The sequence below is a fragment of the Streptomyces sp. NPDC007095 genome, assembly GCF_040634475.1.
In the GTDB taxonomy this organism is placed as follows: Bacteria; Actinomycetota; Actinomycetes; order Streptomycetales; family Streptomycetaceae; genus Streptomyces.
Map to the genome: position 1 here is coordinate 1 of NZ_JBEYFS010000267.1, position 15,203 is coordinate 15,203.

At 69.3% G+C, this 15,203-nt stretch carries 15 protein-coding genes and 2 pseudogenes; 8 read left to right on the plus strand and 9 right to left on the minus strand.

The window, feature by feature from the left end; all coding sequences use genetic code 11:
• Positions 1-237, plus strand: a pseudogene (locus tag ABZ656_RS49855) (IS6 family transposase); the annotation flags it as partial.
• A 77-nt stretch (positions 238-314) separates the two neighbouring features.
• Here the strand turns inward: ABZ656_RS49855 and ABZ656_RS49860 are convergent.
• From ABZ656_RS49860 to ABZ656_RS49875, 4 genes and pseudogenes are all read right to left on the minus strand, one after another.
• Positions 315-1,616, minus strand: a pseudogene (locus ABZ656_RS49860) (ATP/GTP-binding protein); the annotation flags it as partial.
• On the minus strand, positions 1,613-2,176 hold the full coding sequence (locus tag ABZ656_RS49865) for a hypothetical protein (protein WP_360278180.1): 564 nt from the start codon (positions 2,174-2,176) through the stop codon (positions 1,613-1,615). The pseudogene ABZ656_RS49860 and the gene ABZ656_RS49865, both read right to left, overlap by 4 nt.
• Positions 2,173-2,514: a hypothetical protein gene (locus tag ABZ656_RS49870; protein WP_101408689.1), complete on the minus strand. Its 342-nt coding sequence runs from the start codon at positions 2,512-2,514 to the stop codon at positions 2,173-2,175. Before ABZ656_RS49870 ends, ABZ656_RS49865 begins: the two co-directional genes overlap by 4 nt.
• Positions 2,511-3,449, minus strand: coding sequence for a conjugal transfer protein (locus ABZ656_RS49875; RefSeq protein ID WP_101408690.1), 939 nt, complete (start codon positions 3,447-3,449; stop codon positions 2,511-2,513). Before ABZ656_RS49875 ends, ABZ656_RS49870 begins: the two co-directional genes overlap by 4 nt.
• 697 nt (positions 3,450-4,146) lie before the next feature.
• Here ABZ656_RS49875 and ABZ656_RS49880 point away from each other — a divergent pair.
• Both ABZ656_RS49880 and ABZ656_RS49885 read left to right on the plus strand, forming a co-directional pair.
• A complete protein-coding gene (locus ABZ656_RS49880; protein ID WP_360278184.1) occupies positions 4,147-5,577 on the plus strand; it encodes a hypothetical protein in 1,431 nt (476 codons plus the stop codon).
• 458 nt (positions 5,578-6,035) lie between these two features.
• Positions 6,036-7,046, plus strand: a complete 1,011-nt coding sequence (locus ABZ656_RS49885) for a hypothetical protein (RefSeq protein ID WP_360278187.1) — start codon at positions 6,036-6,038, stop codon at positions 7,044-7,046.
• Between the two features lie 28 nt (positions 7,047-7,074).
• On the opposite strand, the gene ABZ656_RS49890 is transcribed toward ABZ656_RS49885, so the two are convergent.
• From ABZ656_RS49890 to ABZ656_RS49905, 4 genes are all read right to left on the minus strand, one after another.
• Positions 7,075-7,308, minus strand: coding sequence for a hypothetical protein (locus ABZ656_RS49890; RefSeq protein ID WP_180362791.1), 234 nt, complete (start codon positions 7,306-7,308; stop codon positions 7,075-7,077).
• A gap of 1,317 nt (positions 7,309-8,625) precedes the next feature.
• Positions 8,626-9,333, minus strand: a complete 708-nt coding sequence (locus tag ABZ656_RS49895) for a hypothetical protein (protein ID WP_101408691.1) — start codon at positions 9,331-9,333, stop codon at positions 8,626-8,628.
• Between the two features lie 243 nt (positions 9,334-9,576).
• A complete protein-coding gene (locus tag ABZ656_RS49900; protein ID WP_101408692.1) occupies positions 9,577-9,840 on the minus strand; it encodes a hypothetical protein in 264 nt (87 codons plus the stop codon).
• 26 nt (positions 9,841-9,866) lie between these two features.
• The gene (locus ABZ656_RS49905; protein ID WP_101408693.1) at positions 9,867-10,802 is read right to left on the minus strand and encodes a hypothetical protein; all 936 of its coding nucleotides are present in this window, start codon (positions 10,800-10,802) and stop codon (positions 9,867-9,869) included.
• A 605-nt stretch (positions 10,803-11,407) separates the two neighbouring features.
• Here ABZ656_RS49905 and ABZ656_RS49910 point away from each other — a divergent pair.
• From ABZ656_RS49910 to ABZ656_RS49925, 4 genes are all read left to right on the plus strand, one after another.
• Positions 11,408-11,584, plus strand: a complete 177-nt coding sequence (locus tag ABZ656_RS49910) for a hypothetical protein (protein ID WP_360278191.1) — start codon at positions 11,408-11,410, stop codon at positions 11,582-11,584.
• A gap of 364 nt (positions 11,585-11,948) precedes the next feature.
• On the plus strand, positions 11,949-12,152 hold the full coding sequence (locus tag ABZ656_RS49915; protein WP_099918097.1) for a cold-shock protein: 204 nt from the start codon (positions 11,949-11,951) through the stop codon (positions 12,150-12,152).
• 462 nt (positions 12,153-12,614) lie between these two features.
• A complete protein-coding gene (locus ABZ656_RS49920) occupies positions 12,615-12,818 on the plus strand; it encodes a hypothetical protein (protein WP_099918096.1) in 204 nt (67 codons plus the stop codon).
• An 81-nt stretch (positions 12,819-12,899) separates the two neighbouring features.
• On the plus strand, positions 12,900-13,379 hold the full coding sequence (locus ABZ656_RS49925) for a hypothetical protein (RefSeq protein WP_129592453.1): 480 nt from the start codon (positions 12,900-12,902) through the stop codon (positions 13,377-13,379).
• Positions 13,380-13,575: 196 nt separating this feature from the next.
• Here ABZ656_RS49925 and ABZ656_RS49930 read toward each other — a convergent pair whose 3' ends face one another.
• Positions 13,576-13,875 carry an HNH endonuclease signature motif containing protein gene (locus ABZ656_RS49930; protein ID WP_360278199.1) on the minus strand — a complete coding sequence of 100 codons (300 nt, stop codon included), beginning with the start codon at positions 13,873-13,875 and terminating at the stop codon, positions 13,576-13,578.
• Between the two features lie 840 nt (positions 13,876-14,715).
• Here ABZ656_RS49930 and ABZ656_RS49935 point away from each other — a divergent pair.
• Positions 14,716-15,126: a reverse transcriptase N-terminal domain-containing protein gene (locus ABZ656_RS49935; protein ID WP_360278196.1), complete on the plus strand. Its 411-nt coding sequence runs from the start codon at positions 14,716-14,718 to the stop codon at positions 15,124-15,126.
• Positions 15,127-15,203 lie beyond the last annotated feature (77 nt).

Consider the following 15,203-nt stretch of genomic DNA (forward strand, 5'->3'; position numbering starts at 1 on the left):
CTGAACAACCGGGCCGAGAACTCCCACCAGCCCACCCGGCAGCGCGAACGCGCGATGAAGGGCTTCCGCAGCATCGGTGGAGCACAGCGGTTCCTGTCCGCGTTCAGCGGCATCTCACCCCACTTCCGGCCCCAGCGCCACCTGATGACCGCCCCCGACCACCGAGCCGAGATGACCATCCGCTTCGCCGTCTGGGACCAGATCACCGGCGCTGCCGGCCGACCCACCACGGTCTGACCAAGGGCCCGGAACCCAGCAACACCACACCCTGACACGCCGCCAGATCTCCACACACCCAACAACGTGACAGTGCCCTCCTGCAGCCCGGCCGGACGCACGGCCCGGTAGTCGGCGCCGCCGAGCAGCGCGGCCAGGGCCCGGGCGCGGGCGTCGCAGACTGCGGCAGTCGGCCCCCACACGGTCAGGACCGTCACCGACTGGACCTCGACTTCCACGCTGGTGCGCGACAGGCGTGCGTCCAGCTCGCCCAGGTCGCGGGCGGCGTCGGTCAGGGAGGCGGGCATGCCGGTGGGGCGGGCGTCGTACTGATCGGCCTGGTCGATGAGCTCGGTCTTCTTGCGTCGCACCTGATCCCGCGCCTTCTCCGCGGGCATGAGGGTCAGGTCGACGGTGTAGTCGACGGGGAAGTCCAGGGTCTCCAGCTGCGCGAACAGGTCAGCTGCGTCCTGGCTCACGGCAGGCGGGCACTCGGCCAGCGCCAGCTGTGCCTGATAGCCCGTCCCGGCGTCGGATTCCACCTGCAGCCACCGCCGCCGCAGTGGCGACGACGTCTTCAGCCGCCACCACGCCGTGCGCCCCGACCGGCCGATCCGGTCCGCGCCCGCCAGGTCCTCGGCGTCGTCGAGCGCGGGATCGACGCCTCCCTCCTGCAGGCGGACCTGGCCGAGGTCGGCGTAGCTGGGGGAGTGCAGCGTCCCTGCCCTCAGCTGCCCTCCGTACAGGTCGCTGGTCTCGGCTTCGGTGAGCAGCGGCTCGCCCAGGCCGCGGTGGAGGGCGTGCTGGATCATCCACACGATCTCCGCCGGGCGGGCCGGGCGGAAGGCGATGCCGCCGGCGAGCGCGGCTTCCACCCGGGAGGCCTGCTCGCGGTAGGAGGTCACCTCGCGTCGTGCCACCGGGGCGGCACGCATGCCCAGCATCGGCGCGACGTCCGCCCACATCGCGCCGAGCGACGCGGTCACCTGCCCGCCGGTGACGTCGTTTTGCAGCGGCACCGCCAGCCAGAGCGTGCGGCGGTGCATCTCCTGCTCACCCAGCAGGTCCAGGGTGGCCTCGACGTTCTCCACCCACGGGTGCGTACTGGCGGGGGGCTGGTCGCCGGGCTCGATGCCCTCGATCATGCGCAGGGCGATCTCGCCCGGGTCGACCTGTGCGCACAGCCCGAACAGGCGCGGCGCCCCGGTCAGGGAACGGATCAAGTGCGTGATCTTCGCGAGTTGCTCGTCGCGGACGGCGGCCGGGACGTAGGTGCCCTGGACGGTCTCCTCGCGTCGGCCGCGCGCGTCCGGTCCGGGGTGCAGCCGGTAGAGCGCCCACACGCTGCCGTGCGTCGACCAGACCAGGTGCCCGGCGATGTGACGGATCGGCACCCTCATCGCACACCCCCCTGCTGGGCGAGCGCGAGCAGCTGCTGCACACCCGACACCGGCCGCAAGGGCGCCGCAGGAGGAGTTGGCGTCGTGCGGCGTCGCGTGGACGATCGCGGCGTGGTCGGTGTCCAGCCGGCCGGCCGCCGCGGCGCACGGAGCGGTGCGGCCGCTGCGACGGAGGCGAACGCGTCCTCGATGGTGAAGCCGCCGAGCAGCGTGCGGGGGGCGCGGTCGCGGGCGGCGCGGCCGCCGACCCGTCCGCCGCGCGGCTGCCAGCCGAGCAGTACCAAGCCCAGGGCCGCCTGCATCGGTGCACGGCCTCGGATCTTCGGGCGGCGTACCGCCCAGATCGCCAGAACCCAGGCTGCGATCGGCACCGGGCCCATCCACGACCACCAGCTGATGGTCTTGACCAGAAGGAAGCCGCCGCCGACGGCGACCGCGATCTGCGCAGGGGTGTAGGGGCCGAGGGGGATGCGCCAGTCCGCCACCTTGCCCAGCACCCAGGGGTGGCGGCGGGCGGAGGTGTAAAAGCGTCCCATCCGTACCTGGGCGGCGGCGCTCACAGCCAGCCTCCCGAGCCGGCGGAGTGGTCACGCACGAGGGGATCGGTACTGCGCACGATGCCGGGGATGGCGGGTGCGCCCTTGGCCGGGTTCTTCACCTCGTCGGTGAACATGTTCGCCAGGTCGTTGCGCGAGTTGTACAGGCCCAGCGCGATCACCATCAGGAGCAGGGCGCCGATCCCGGCCTTGAGGCTGAACTTCTGGATCATGATGACGACCACGAGGCAGACCAGACCGGCCTGCAGGCCTTTGGTCGCCCACTCCTTGAACATGTTGATCCACGAGTTGCCGAGGTCGTTGAGCTGCCCGGCGAGCATCAAGCTGTGCACCGTGTTCACCGGGCACCCCCGTCCTGGGCGGTTCCGGACTCCAGTGCCGCGACTTCCCACCGGCCCGAGCGGGCCTTGAGCATGAGCTCGTACCCCAGCGGCCAGCGACCGCCGGAGTCCCGGGCTTCCACCTGGACGAGGACATGCACCGCCGTGCCGTCGGCCGGCACCTTCGTGGCGGCCGCGGCCTCCTCGACGGCGGACACCCGCTGCACCGCGACCGCCGTGTACGGGGCGGGGGAGACGGCCGACAGCTTCACCCCCGGCGCGAGATAGCGGTCAACCTCGCCGGCACCGGTCAGATAGGCGGCGAGGAACTCCCCGGCGGCGGAGGACAGATCACCCTCCGGGACCGTCACGCCGTACGACGACTTCGGCACCTCGGCCCGGGCCGGGCTGGCCACCACGCCGGGCGCACCGGTCACCGTGAACGAGGCGCCCGCCGGGTCGGCGGCCACCGGCACGGCGTAGTAGCGCACCGATCCGTCGGCGTACTGCGCAGCCACCGTCACCGACCACGCGCCGCCCTCGCGCTGCGCACTGCGCACCGCCGTCACGGACTCCGGCTTCGACTGCGCACCCGCGCCCGCGGCTGGGGCGGGCAGCTCGACATCCGGCGCCATCGACTGCGCAAGCCGCGCCTGCGCACTCGTGGCATCGTCCGCGCGGCTGCGCAGCCAGACGCTGACGAACAGCTGCGCATAACCGCCCGGGTCGGCGGCGACCGCCGCGGTGCGCACGGCGGTGGGCTTGGACGGGGTAGCCGCTTGGACCGTGGTCGGGGTGGAGGCGACGGCGACGCACAGGGCGACGGGGCCGGCCGCGATCGCGGTCAGAACCGCCAGGCGTGAAAGGCGGACGCGGCGCCGCATCGACTCCAGCCGGGCGCCAGCCGCCATCGGAGCAGCAGCCTCGCTCTCCGAGGCCTGCTTGCCAGGGGACATGGTCAAACTCCCAGGTCAGAACGGATGTTGCTGACCTCGAGAAAACCCTCCGACCCCGACCCGACCACCGACCACGAACCCCCGACCACGGTCACGATGGGGACACGAAGCCCGTGGTCGGCGTCGTGGTCGGCCCGACCACAGGCCCGACCACGGGCTAGCCGTGAGCCCAGGACAGGACATCGCGCCCGGCCCACAGTCCCCGGGCCAGCGACCGTCGGGCGACCATGTGACGCCCGGCCAACGGACCCGCACAGCGATGCGCAGACGCAAGCCGTCCGGAGCCCACAGGGCGCCTGCGCAGTGCTCCAACCGGACCTGCGCACGAGAAGATCAGGAATCCTCGGGCCGACTGCGCAGCCGCACCGCGCAACCCGACTGCGCAGGATCCTCGGCCGGTTGCGCAGCCCGATTGCGCACCGGCCTACCGGGGCTGCGCAGTCGGTGCGCAACCGCTGCGCACCGGGGGAAGGCGGCGTGGTCGGCCCGGCCACGAGCCCGACCACGGCAGCTAGACGGCTACGTTGCCGGATCGTGACCGGTGGTCGGGGCTCGTGGCCGTCAGCCTGGTCGGGGTCGGCGGATGAGCTGACGGCATGGAACACACGCACCCCCGCGCACCCAGGACCGACGACTGCCCCACTTCGGCGGGCCCGGTGCGCTGCCCTGGCCACTGGGCGCTGCCCGCATCGGGGGCATGGCGGTGAGCCGCTTCGGGACAGGGGTCCGCCGGGGCGTGATGGCGGCTGATCAGTTCACCCAGGTCGCCAACGGCCTGTTCCGGGACAGCCGGTTGTCCTACAAGGCGAAGGGGATCTTCGGGTACATCAGCACCCACGTCACCGGCTGGCAGGTGACGATCGCTGACCTGGTCCGCCTGGGCCCCGACGGCCGAGAAGCTGTGCGTGCCGGCCTCAAGAAGCTGGAGACGCACGGCTACCTGATCCGTGAACGCCTGCGCCGCCCGGACGGCACACTCGGCGAGATCGTGTACTGCATCACCGACCGCCCGGCCAGCCTGGATGTCGCGCTGATCGAAGCCGGCCTGGTGAGCACGGTCCCCAGGGCCGGGCACGACAGCGGGTTCCAGGCGGGGGTCCGCCGTGGCGTGATGGCGGCTGATCAGTTCACACAGATCGCTAACGGCCTGTTGCGCGACACCCAGTTGTCCTTCAAGGCCAAGGGGCTGTTCGGCTTGCTCAGCACGCACCGGGACGGCTGGCGGATGACCGTCGCTGACATCGCCCGCCGCAGCCGCGACGGCGAGGCAGCGGTGAAGAGCGGGCTGAAGGAGCTGGAGAAACACGGCTTCCTGGTCCGCGAGCGCGAACGTGATCCCGACGGAATGCTCGGCGGGGCTGCGTACTTCATCACCGACCTGCCCAGCCTGCAAAGCCGCAGGTCACAACCAGAGTCGGGTTTTCCACCAGTGGATAACCCTACGTTGGCTGATCGGTCCACTAAGAACACCATCGTTAAGAAGACCAACAAGCAGAAGACCAACCCCCTCCGTCCGTGCGACCGCAGCGACGCCGCACCAACGAACGGAAGGACGGACCCCCCGGACGCGACAGCGTCCCCGGCACCGCCGCCCCCGGCAGACGAGATGCATCCGGGGATCCGGCTGCTGCTCGAGATCGGAGCGAGCCGTCCTGAACTCCTGCTGACCGGGAAGCCGCTGACCGATCAGGGCCGCGTGGCGACCGTGATGATGGACGCCGGCTGGAGCCCCGAGCAACTGCGCCACGTCATCACCGACCGGCCCCTGCCGGACCCGGTGCGCACCTCGGTCGGCGCGATCATCGCCGCCCGGCTCCGCGCCGCCCAGGCCTACCCGCCGCCCGCCACCGCAGCGGACCACCACGATGCACCCCCGTGGGACGAGCCGCACGCGTCGGCAACAACAGAGCGGTCATCGGCAGGGGCCGCCGCCCGCACCGTGACCGAGGCCCTGACCTACCGGGCCCTCGTCGAATGCGCCGGCTGCGGCGTGCCCGCAACCGCCCCCGGCGAAGACCTCTGCCCGGCCTGCCTCGGCTGGCCGCTGTGCCGCACCTGCCCGGGCCCGACGCCCCGGCGCGCCCACCCCGACGGCGACGGCCGCTGCAGGACGTGCGCCTCCGCCTGACCGACCCACTGGAAGGAAGCAGCCCGTGACAGACACGCTCCGCACACCACCGCCGACCGCGGCCGGCCAGCACCGGCGTCCCTTCACCCTCGACCCGGGCCGGTGGGAGGCGGAACGCTCACGCGCCCTGCGAACCGGCCACGTCCGCGACCACACCTGCACGGCCGAGTGCGAACCCGTCCTCGTCTACGAACGCACCCGGTGGGGCTGGCTCGCCTGGACCGTTCCCGGTGACGGCACCCCGCCCGAGCAACCCCATCAGATCGGGGTTCTCACCCCCGTCGCGAGCCGTATGCAACGCCTGGCCCTGCGCTGGCTGACCAGGCACCCCGCCCACCGCCTCGCCCTGGCCCCCACCATCCCCGGGTCCCTGCGGCTCTCCGCCGCTGCCGTTGCCCTCATCAGCCTGCTCGCAGGCCTGTTCGCGATGGGCCACGGCGTTCCCGTCGCTGCCGGGAATGGTGCTCGCTCCGATACTCGCCGAGCACCTGCCGGGCCACCTGGACGCCCGGGCCCGCGAACACGTCCGCAGCGTCGAAGGCGTCGGCGCCTGCCAGTGCCTGCAGCGCCTCGCCGGCCTGCACACCTACCTCGTCCAGGCCGCCGTCGGCAGTGACCGGTACGAGCTGGACCGCTCAGCCGAGATCGGCCAACACACGCTGTGGGACGCCGCCGGCCTGCTCCAAGTGCAGGACACCCGCTCGGCCTCGGTCGAACTTATTGCCCGCGAGCGGCTGATGGTCCAGCTCGCCGACCAGGCCGCCCAGACTCTGAAGCGCACCCACACCGAAGACGGCCGAGCCGACATGGGCCATACGCGAGAGCGGCCGTTGGGCCCCTACCCGCCCGCCTCCGAGCAGAGGACACGGCCAACGCCTCATCACACGCACGGCACTTCACCGCTGAAGGGACGCCACCCCATGACACAGCCCGAACCCGACCACGCCGTCCGCACCCTGGACGTATACCTGCTCTTCGCTCACGAGCCGTACTACCCCGGCCTCGGTGCTCAGGAGATCAACACCACCCTGGTGGCCGCCGCCACTCTGCTCCACCCGCGGGTACGGCAGCCCGACGGTGTACAGATCCATGATCGCCTCACTCAAGGACGCCGGCCGGGAGAGATCATCCCGCTTGCCACCCTCACCCACGAACTGAACGGCGGCGCTGAGTGGCCAGCGGTCGGCGACTGGGAGGATGTCACCGCAGACCTGCTGCAGCTTGCCCGTGCGGGGGAGTGCGATGCCCTCAGCCTCGGCCTGCCCGAGATCGCGCGTGCCCTCATCTGCACCGGCCCGCACAGTGAGGTGCGAGCCTACGACGCTGCGGCTGGCAACTTCATCGCCTACGGGTCGGCCGATCGAGCCGTCGTCCTGGCCGAGGTCGACATGTTCCTCGCCCCCTTCGTGGCCGAGCAGGCCCTCTGGCCTGGCGACGGTCTGTTGCCGCCGTTCTGCCATCGAGCCTGAAAGCGTGGATGGCGGGGGGACGGCCTGCTCAGCCGTTGCCAGGGAAAGGAGCCTTCACTTCGTCCGTTTCCACGTCGAGTCCGCCCAGGCCTGCTGGCGCGCGGTGCTGTTCATCGTGGCCGAGCTGCTGGACACGGCCCGCCGGGTCGTCACTCAGTTCCCCGGGAAAGTACTCGGCCAAGCCGTCCGCGCCCTCGTACCGGCGCACCGCGTCAGTACCGGCGAGGTGCCAGACGAAGCCGCCCGCATGCCGCCAGCCCACTCACCGCCAGAAACGTCCGGTACGAGGGCGGCAGCCGGGCGGGCCGTCCTGGGACGGCCCGCTGCTCGGTCAAGCAGCCGTTGCTGCGAGGTCAGCCAGCAGCCGCGCGGCGTCTTGGGTGCGCAGGAGACGTGAGACGTGTGACGGGTACCAGCGGGTTCCTCCTCCCGGGGTAGGGGTGCCGGACTTGTTCAAGCCAGCGGCGATGTCGATCAGCTTCATGCCACAGGCGCGGGAGGCAACGACGTCTGACAGGACATCGTCGGGGCATGATCGCGGTCTTCCCAGACGAATGCCCGTCGCCCGTCTGACGGCCAAGGACTCGGTCGTGCGGACGGAGATGAGTTCGTGCCTGCTGCCTGGTGGACGGCGGCTCATGGGCAGCCGCCTTCCGTGCCGGGCGCTGGTGCGGAAGGCGGGCTCGGCTGGCGGCGAGGGGGCAGGACCGCCCAATCGCTCGGTGTGAAGGCTCGCGCGACAGCAGGTGTGGCTTTGAGTCCTTCGACGCCGAACCACTTGGCGATGATGAGGTTGAACAGCAACCAAGAGAACCACGCTAGGAGCGCGAGGAGCACTGGTGCTGCCAGGATGAGAGTCCATCGAAGATCCATGCGAGTGCTCCACTCCAGAGAGTCAACAAAGGCTGTGTTGGTGATCCCTGAAGCCGCCGCGTGTGGCTGGATTGCCACCGCTGCGCGTCCACCGGTCGTGCTCTTTTACCTACGGGCGGTGTCTTCCCGCAGAACAGGCCACGTGCTGCGCGACCCGATTGGGCTCAAAGCCCAAGACGTTGACTTTCACGCAGGCATGCTGACATACCTGCTCGCTGTTTCCACTAATCGGTGCGAGCGAAGTGGGCTGTTGCGGCGCGGACGACGAAACCGGCCTCTGTGCAAAGTGAAGCCGCAGTCCGGCCAGAACATCTGCCTGGCACGCGTTTCGCCGGAGTCCGTCCTCGCGCGAGTATGAACTCGGCCGCCCGCACGGGCGGCGCATCCAGGGCCAGCCGCAGGCGGCGTGGCGCCAGTGCCACAAACAGCGCTCACCGGTGGTTCTTGTGCCGCGCCGATCTTGCGCCCTTCACTCGGGTGCCGGGCGTGGCACGGTGGTTGGGGCGGTCAGGGCAGGGCGAGGACCCGCGCCGGGGTCGGGTAGCAGACGGCGTGCTGCTCGACGAGCATGCGGTGCTGCCGCTGGAGCGCACGTCGTAGTCGGTGGGGCCGCAGGCAGGGGCCGCTGGAGGTTGACGGCGGTGTTGGCTGCGTGCATCGCCTAGGCGTGGTCCTTGGACCCGCAGCCTTGGCCTGGCGAGATCGGTCAACCTTGCGGCTGACCAGGACCACCTCTCTGCGCATTGATGGCTGGTGGGTCCTGGCTGTGCAGCCAGGCGGTGAGGTGCGGCGCTGCTGCGGCCAAGTCGGGGGGAGCGTTGGTGCCGAGTGCGTTGATGCTCTCGACCAGCTCGAGAGCCTGTCGCTGGAGCGCGCGGTTTTCTGCCGCAGCCGTGTGGAGGCGTGTACGTGCCTCCCGTGTCAGCTGAGGCAGGTCGGGGGCGAGGGAGCCGGCGCTCGCGCGGGCGAGCAAATCTAGTGCTTCATTGCTGTGGCGGTCGGCCTGCTCGCGGACGACGGGCCGGAGGAGGGCGCGCTGTTCCGCGTGCTCGGCCTGCTGCACCGTATCTATGTAGTGCTCGAGGCGTCGGATGCGGTCGGCGATCGCGTCCAGCGCGGCCGCGAGCGTGTGCAGAGGGGCATCCTGCTGTGGGGCCGTCTCACTCTCGTCGTCCAGTTCCTGCAATGAGCTGAACTTGTGTGTCAAGTTCGCGTGGGATCGAAGTAGTTGCGTGATTGCCCACACTTCGTCGTTGAGTGACGCCTGTGCCACCTCGTCCTTGATCGTTATGGTGGTGAGCTGATCGAGGCGTTCCTGGTACGGCTTCAACTCTTCGGGCAAGGTGACCTGTTCGACGATGCGGTAGAGCCCGCGGCTGCGTGCGGCGGCCCGGTATCCGTCCCGGTAGCTCAACCACCGGTAGGAGTCCCCTCGTTCATGCCACTTGGGCGGGCGACCGGCCCACGCCGGACGGTCGGGCACCGGACCCTCGGGTGGCGGGAGCAGTTCTGGCGGTATGCCGGCAATGAGTTCAGCGTCTTCAGCAGGCACGAGTGGGTCGATGACTACGTGAAGAGTGCGACCAGGCTGGGGCATGAGGGCTCCATCATGAAGCTCTGCGGACAACGTCATCAGCGCGTAGCGCGGGGCGACTGGCTACAGGAGGGGGAACTCGTCGGCCTGGTCCTCGGTGCCGAGTAGGAGGACGTGGTGACCGACCGCCTGGGGGGTGCCGGTGGCGGTGAGCTCTTCGATGTCCAGGCGCAAGCGGATGCGGCGGGCGCCTTCGCCGTTGCGCCACAGTTGTTGCTCCAGCTCGTCGTCGAGGCGGTCCAGGGCGGCCTCGGCCGCGGCGTAGTCGGCCAGGCCGAGGGCGAGGAGCTGGCCGGTGGCGGTGTCGCGGATCTGGTAACGGGGCATGGTGGGCGGTCCTTGGACTGGGCGGGTTAGGTGGTCGGCTCGGTGAGCTGGGCGCGCGCGGCGTTGACGGCGCGGGACCAGACATCGGGGCTGCCGCCGTGCTCGCGGGCGAGGGAGGCGGCAAGGCCCCGGACGTCCCCGCGCTCGCGCAGGGCGGCTAGGGCGACGTCCGTCCGCCGGTCGGCTTCAGAGCGGGACGGCGCGGCCGCGGGCGTGGGGTGGTGCTCGAGGGCGTTGCGTACCACGTACTCCCACGAACGCTGCGGCCCCCCGTACTGCACGCTGAGCTCCGCGGCCAGCCCCGGGTGGTAGCCGTCGCGCTCGATCGCCTCAGCGGCGAACTGCTCGGCGAGCTGCGTGGCGGTAAGCAACTCACCGCAGGCGCGGGCGCTCAGCTCGGACGCGAGGACCTCCTCGAGGGCCGAGGGGCGGCCGACGGGCGCATCGGGCTGCGGTCCCGGACGGCGGCCGGCCTTGCCGAGCTTTTCCCCGGTGCGCCCTCGGTCGAAGTCCTGCAGGTCGCCGACGCGGAAGGCCTGGATCATGCGGCCGGTGGGACCCTGGACCTCGCCGACGGAGTCCGGAAAATAGCCGGGGTTCGCCTGCTGGTACTTGCGGATCACCGAGGCCCCGCTGAAGTTCAGCAGTTCGGCGGCCCTGTTGATGGAGACGACGTTCTCCGGGACGAGCTCGTACAGCTCGGGGTCGGCTTTGAGGACCTTGCTTGCCTTGTCCTGCTGGAACCAGGTGTAGAAGGCGCGGAACTGCTGCTCGTCGTAGAAGTCGGTCCCGTCGAAGCGCTCCTTCTCCGGGTGGCGGTGCTCCTTGGGCTGCTCGTCGCGCACTTTGTACCAGCGGGCCGCGGTGCCGACGCTGGCGCCGGTGAACTCGCGGATCCAGTCGCGGTTGACCACGGCACGGCCGCCGACGACGCGACGCTGCGGGTTCAGGGGCTTGGACATTGCACTCTCCGGTCCGGGCCGCGGCCCTATACTGAGGCCTGCTCCTCTTGTTCCTCCGGCGCTCACGCGCCGGCAGGGTGAGATGGGTTGGTGAAGGTGGTCGGCGGGACGTTCGGCCGGGGTTGCCGCCCTGGGGCGACACCCTCGAAAGAGGGTGCCTTCCGCCGCCCACCATTTTTTTTACCGCTGTTTCGTGTAATCAATATGACGCTCTTGGTGGGCGGCTGTCAATCTCGCAGGCGCACGCCCCGCCACAAAGCCGCCCTCCACTCCCGTTCGAAGCGCGGCACCTGCTTGCTCTGCACGTGATAGGGAGCGGTCACCATTAGCTCCTCCACCGTCGGCAGCTCTGACTTCCTGCCGAGGTCGAAACGGAGGCGGCGCGGCTGGAGAAAACGGCGATGCTCGTCGATGAGCCTCAGCTGGCCCGCAGGTACGGGGAGCGGGCGCGGCGTCTGCGTGAGGACAACCCGCAGGCGCCTGCCGTGGAGCGTCCGGCGTGGCTGGGCAAGGCTGTGAGGGCACCAGAGCCTGCGGTGGCCCCTCGGGTCCTGCACAAGACTCAGGGTGTCGCGTCGCCTCCCAATCCCGTCCAGAAGCCGCCCGTGAAGCGACGTAGGGGCTCGCTGTCGAAAGCGGACGCCGCGCGGACCGGTGCGGGGCTCGAGGCCCTTGAGGCGGCCCTGCTGCTGCTCCGGAAGAACCCGGAGCTGAACAAGGCCGATGCCTGGACGCAGCGCACGGTCGACGAGCTGCTCGACTCGGCCGACGGGGCTTTCTGACCCCTCAGCTCCGGCCGGGGTGATGTCCCGGCCGGTGCCCGACCAATGCGCGCCCTGGTCCTCCAGTCCCGGGGCCTCGAATGTCAGGCAACCCGAGGTCGGCGGCGCGTGTGCTCCTACCCCGACCTCGGGATTTTGAGTGGTGACGAACGCAGCCTGCGAGGCCGACTCCGTGTTCCGGTGGCCTGAGTCTCACCGGCCGGTGTAGCGTCGTGATCAGCAGTCGTGGTTCCGAAGTCCCGTTCGCCCGTGATCGCATTCACGGGCGTTTTTGCTGTTCAACGCCTCTCCGGACCAGGGCGATCACCTCCGGATCCCGCACGGTGCGGGGCCCGATACGAGTCCCCTCGAAGGAGACAGGCACATGGCTACAGGCACGGTGAAGTGGTTCAACGCGGAAAAGGGCTTCGGCTTCATCGAGCAGGACGGCGGCGGCCCCGACGTCTTCGCCCACTACTCGAACATCGCCAGCCAGGGCTTCCGTGAGCTGCAGGAAGGTCAGAAGGTGAAGTTCGACGTCACGCAGGGCCAGAAGGGCCCGCAGGCGGAGAACATCACTCCCGCCTAACGACGCACGAAGAAGACCCGGTCAATACATCCACCGGCCGGGTATGCGTCGGCCGTCGCCCCGCCTCCAGACCTGTACCGTCCGGACGGCGGGGCGTCGTGCATTGTCGAGCCTGCGGCAGTCACCGAGGTGTCGAACCCGTCGTCACGTTCCGGCAACATCTGCCCGCGCTCCGTGATCGGCTGCCACTGTGGCCCCACACATTTACTGCACTGCCTTGGGGGGCCTCGAGTGCGCCGCTTCATCCTGCCCGTCTCCGCCGTCTTGTTGACCGCCGCCTGCAGCAGCGGCACACCGAGGCCGACGCTTACCGCCCATGACCCTGGTGGCCCCGCAACGCCCACCCATTCCGCGGCTAGGCCCGCCCACAGCGCGCCTCGTACAGCGAAGCTGAAGCCGTCCGCGTCGACGAAGGATTGCCCGCCCACGCGGGACATCATTGTTTGGGCGAAGGTGCCTGACGTGCCCGCCGGTGCGCAGGAGTTGGGGAACTACAACGCGGCGACGTGCGAGTCCACGTTCAAGTGGCTGGAGCAGACCTCCCCGAAGGAAGCTGGCGACTGCCTCGAAGCGGCGTGGGCGAGCGATAACCCGGGCTACAACGTCGATGCCGAGCCGGCCGCGCGCCTGAAGAAGGTGCAGGTGGCGATCGGCCCCTCCTGCTGAATCCGGTGGCGGCCGCGCCGGTTACGCTTCCGGCGCCGCCGTGTCCGAGCGGCTGGGGATCAGGCGAAGTCGGGGGAGAGCGTGAACAAGTGCATGACCTTGAAGGGCGATCCGTGCCGGCACCCACTGATGGAGTGGTACGGCCTCGGCCCGCACCCGGGAGTCTGTACACGACATGCTACGGCCGAGCAGAAAGCGGCAGCGCTGGCGGCGCTCGACATCCCCGTCGATATCGCTACTGCGGATCCCGCCGCGGTGTTCCCCGAGGTGTCCATCACGCCGCAGCGTCTCGTCTGTGAGTTTATGACCGGCTGGGTGGCCAAGATCCGCGGCACGAACGAGAAGTACGTGTACGCGCGCACGTTTCTCGATCGCAGAGGCAAGCCTTACGGATGGCCGCTCCCTGGCAACGGCTTGTACGAGTGCCGGGAGATCGGCCCGTATAAGAAGTTCGCCGGATTCTTCGTAGTGAAAGGCGTCTTCCGCCGCCGGGTGGAACTGGTGACCCCGGAGGTGGCCGCGCGGATGGCTCGCCAGATGGGTCCGCAGCCCTCCGAGTGATTCAGGGCCAGGCGCCGCAGTGGCGAGATACCGTGTGGCCGTCCCGCCGAGAGGGTGCCCGGCACTCGCCGGGGCCTCCGATAGGCCCCGGCTTCATCACGACCGGGTATTGGTCGGAAGGCAACGACTGCCGCGGCCAGTCTGAGTGGTGCAGAGCACCACGGTTGTCTCCTTCAGCCCTAGCGGAATAGCCCGCCTACCCGTGCAGCCGGCGTCTTCGCTCTGCTGCCAGTCCGGACCACACTCGCACCCACTCTGCGCTGTCGCACAGGCGTACCGGACCGTCGGGCAGGACGCGCTCGTTCCACAGCGGCAAGCGGACGGCCCGCAGAACGTAGTCGGCTTCCGGAGCGCGCACGACCATGGTTTTCGCGTGGTGGCAGCGGCGGCATAGCAGTTGCAGGTTTTCCGGCTCGGGAGAGCTGCCAGCGGTGTGGTCGACTTCCTCTCCTGAGGCACCACACTTTACGCAACGTCCTTGGTCGCGGATCCGCACCTTGGCCAGTACCTGCAGCGGGACGCGGCGCTCACGGGGAGCAATGCTCAAGACCTGTGGATCGGCCTCGGGAAGGGTGCCTCGCGGAACGCGGAGGGCGTACCTTCCCGAGTGATCGACTTCTGGTCATCGAGTAGGCCCGCGTTGGCGCGCGGGTCGGGAAGGCACGCCCGGTGCGACGTGAAGTCACATCGCACGCAGAGTCCGCAGGAGAGGAGACGTGTCATGCGGACCTGACCAGTGACCAACGGTCAGTCCCCAGCCTCCGGTGCGCCGGGAGTAATCCCGGGGTGCTAAGCGGAGGTGGCCAAACCCAAGGGCTCGCGGGCCATTCGCAAGCTACAGGTGAAGGGGAAGTCTGAAAGGGTGAGTGAAAACGAACTCCCGTCGACTCGTCGTCAGACTTACACCGCTCAATGGTCGGCACTCGGCGGTGGAATCCTCTAGGGCTGGGAAGCCCAGCATGGCAGGTCCCCATCGGGAAGGGGCCTGTAGGTCACCACGGAGGACGGCGTAAAGGGAGCACCCCACCCGGACGTAACTGCGCGATGTGGAACACGGAAACCCCGTACGGGTCCGGCCTCGTCAGCCGGTAAGCCGAAGGTAACGGAGGCCGAACCCCCGTGCGGGAACAGGATGGCCCAAGAAGCGAACGCCACCAGGGCGAAAGCCCAGGGGAAGTGGTCGCCGACCAGGAGTCTCCACCTGGCGGCCTATAACCCGGTGGACACCAGCCCATGGCTGGAGCCGAAAGGCGGCTGACGTGGACCAGGTAGGCCATGAAGAGACGATGAGCAAGCACTTGCACCGAGGCGCAAGTTGGACTGAAGGGAAGGCGCGTTGACCGAACTGGCCACCGTCGAAACCCGGATGAACGGACCCGAGGGCGATGCCGAGTTCTGGACCAGTATCGATTGGGGTCAGGAAGAGGCGTATGTAAAGCGGTTGCGTCAGAGGATTTTCAGGGCTGCCCGCAAGGGTGACATGAAGCAGGTGCATAACCTGCAAAAGCTGATGCTGCGGTCCAGGGCCAACACATTGACGAGTGTCAGGCGGGTCTGCCAGGTCAGCACCGGAAAGAAGACAGCGGGGATCGACGGACAGAAAGCTCTGTCCCCTGAGAAGCGGGGGAAGATGGTGCGGCAGATACTGGCTGACCCAATATCCAACCCCAAACCCGTAAGACGTGTGTACATCCCGAAGGCGAACGGCAAGAGGCGCCCTCTGGGTATCCCGACGGTCACGGCATAGTGCCGCGTCGTCCAAGCAGTCTTTGGGTTCCTTGACGGTGACCCACCCGTTCCACGCCTTGAGTGGTCAGCAGTTGG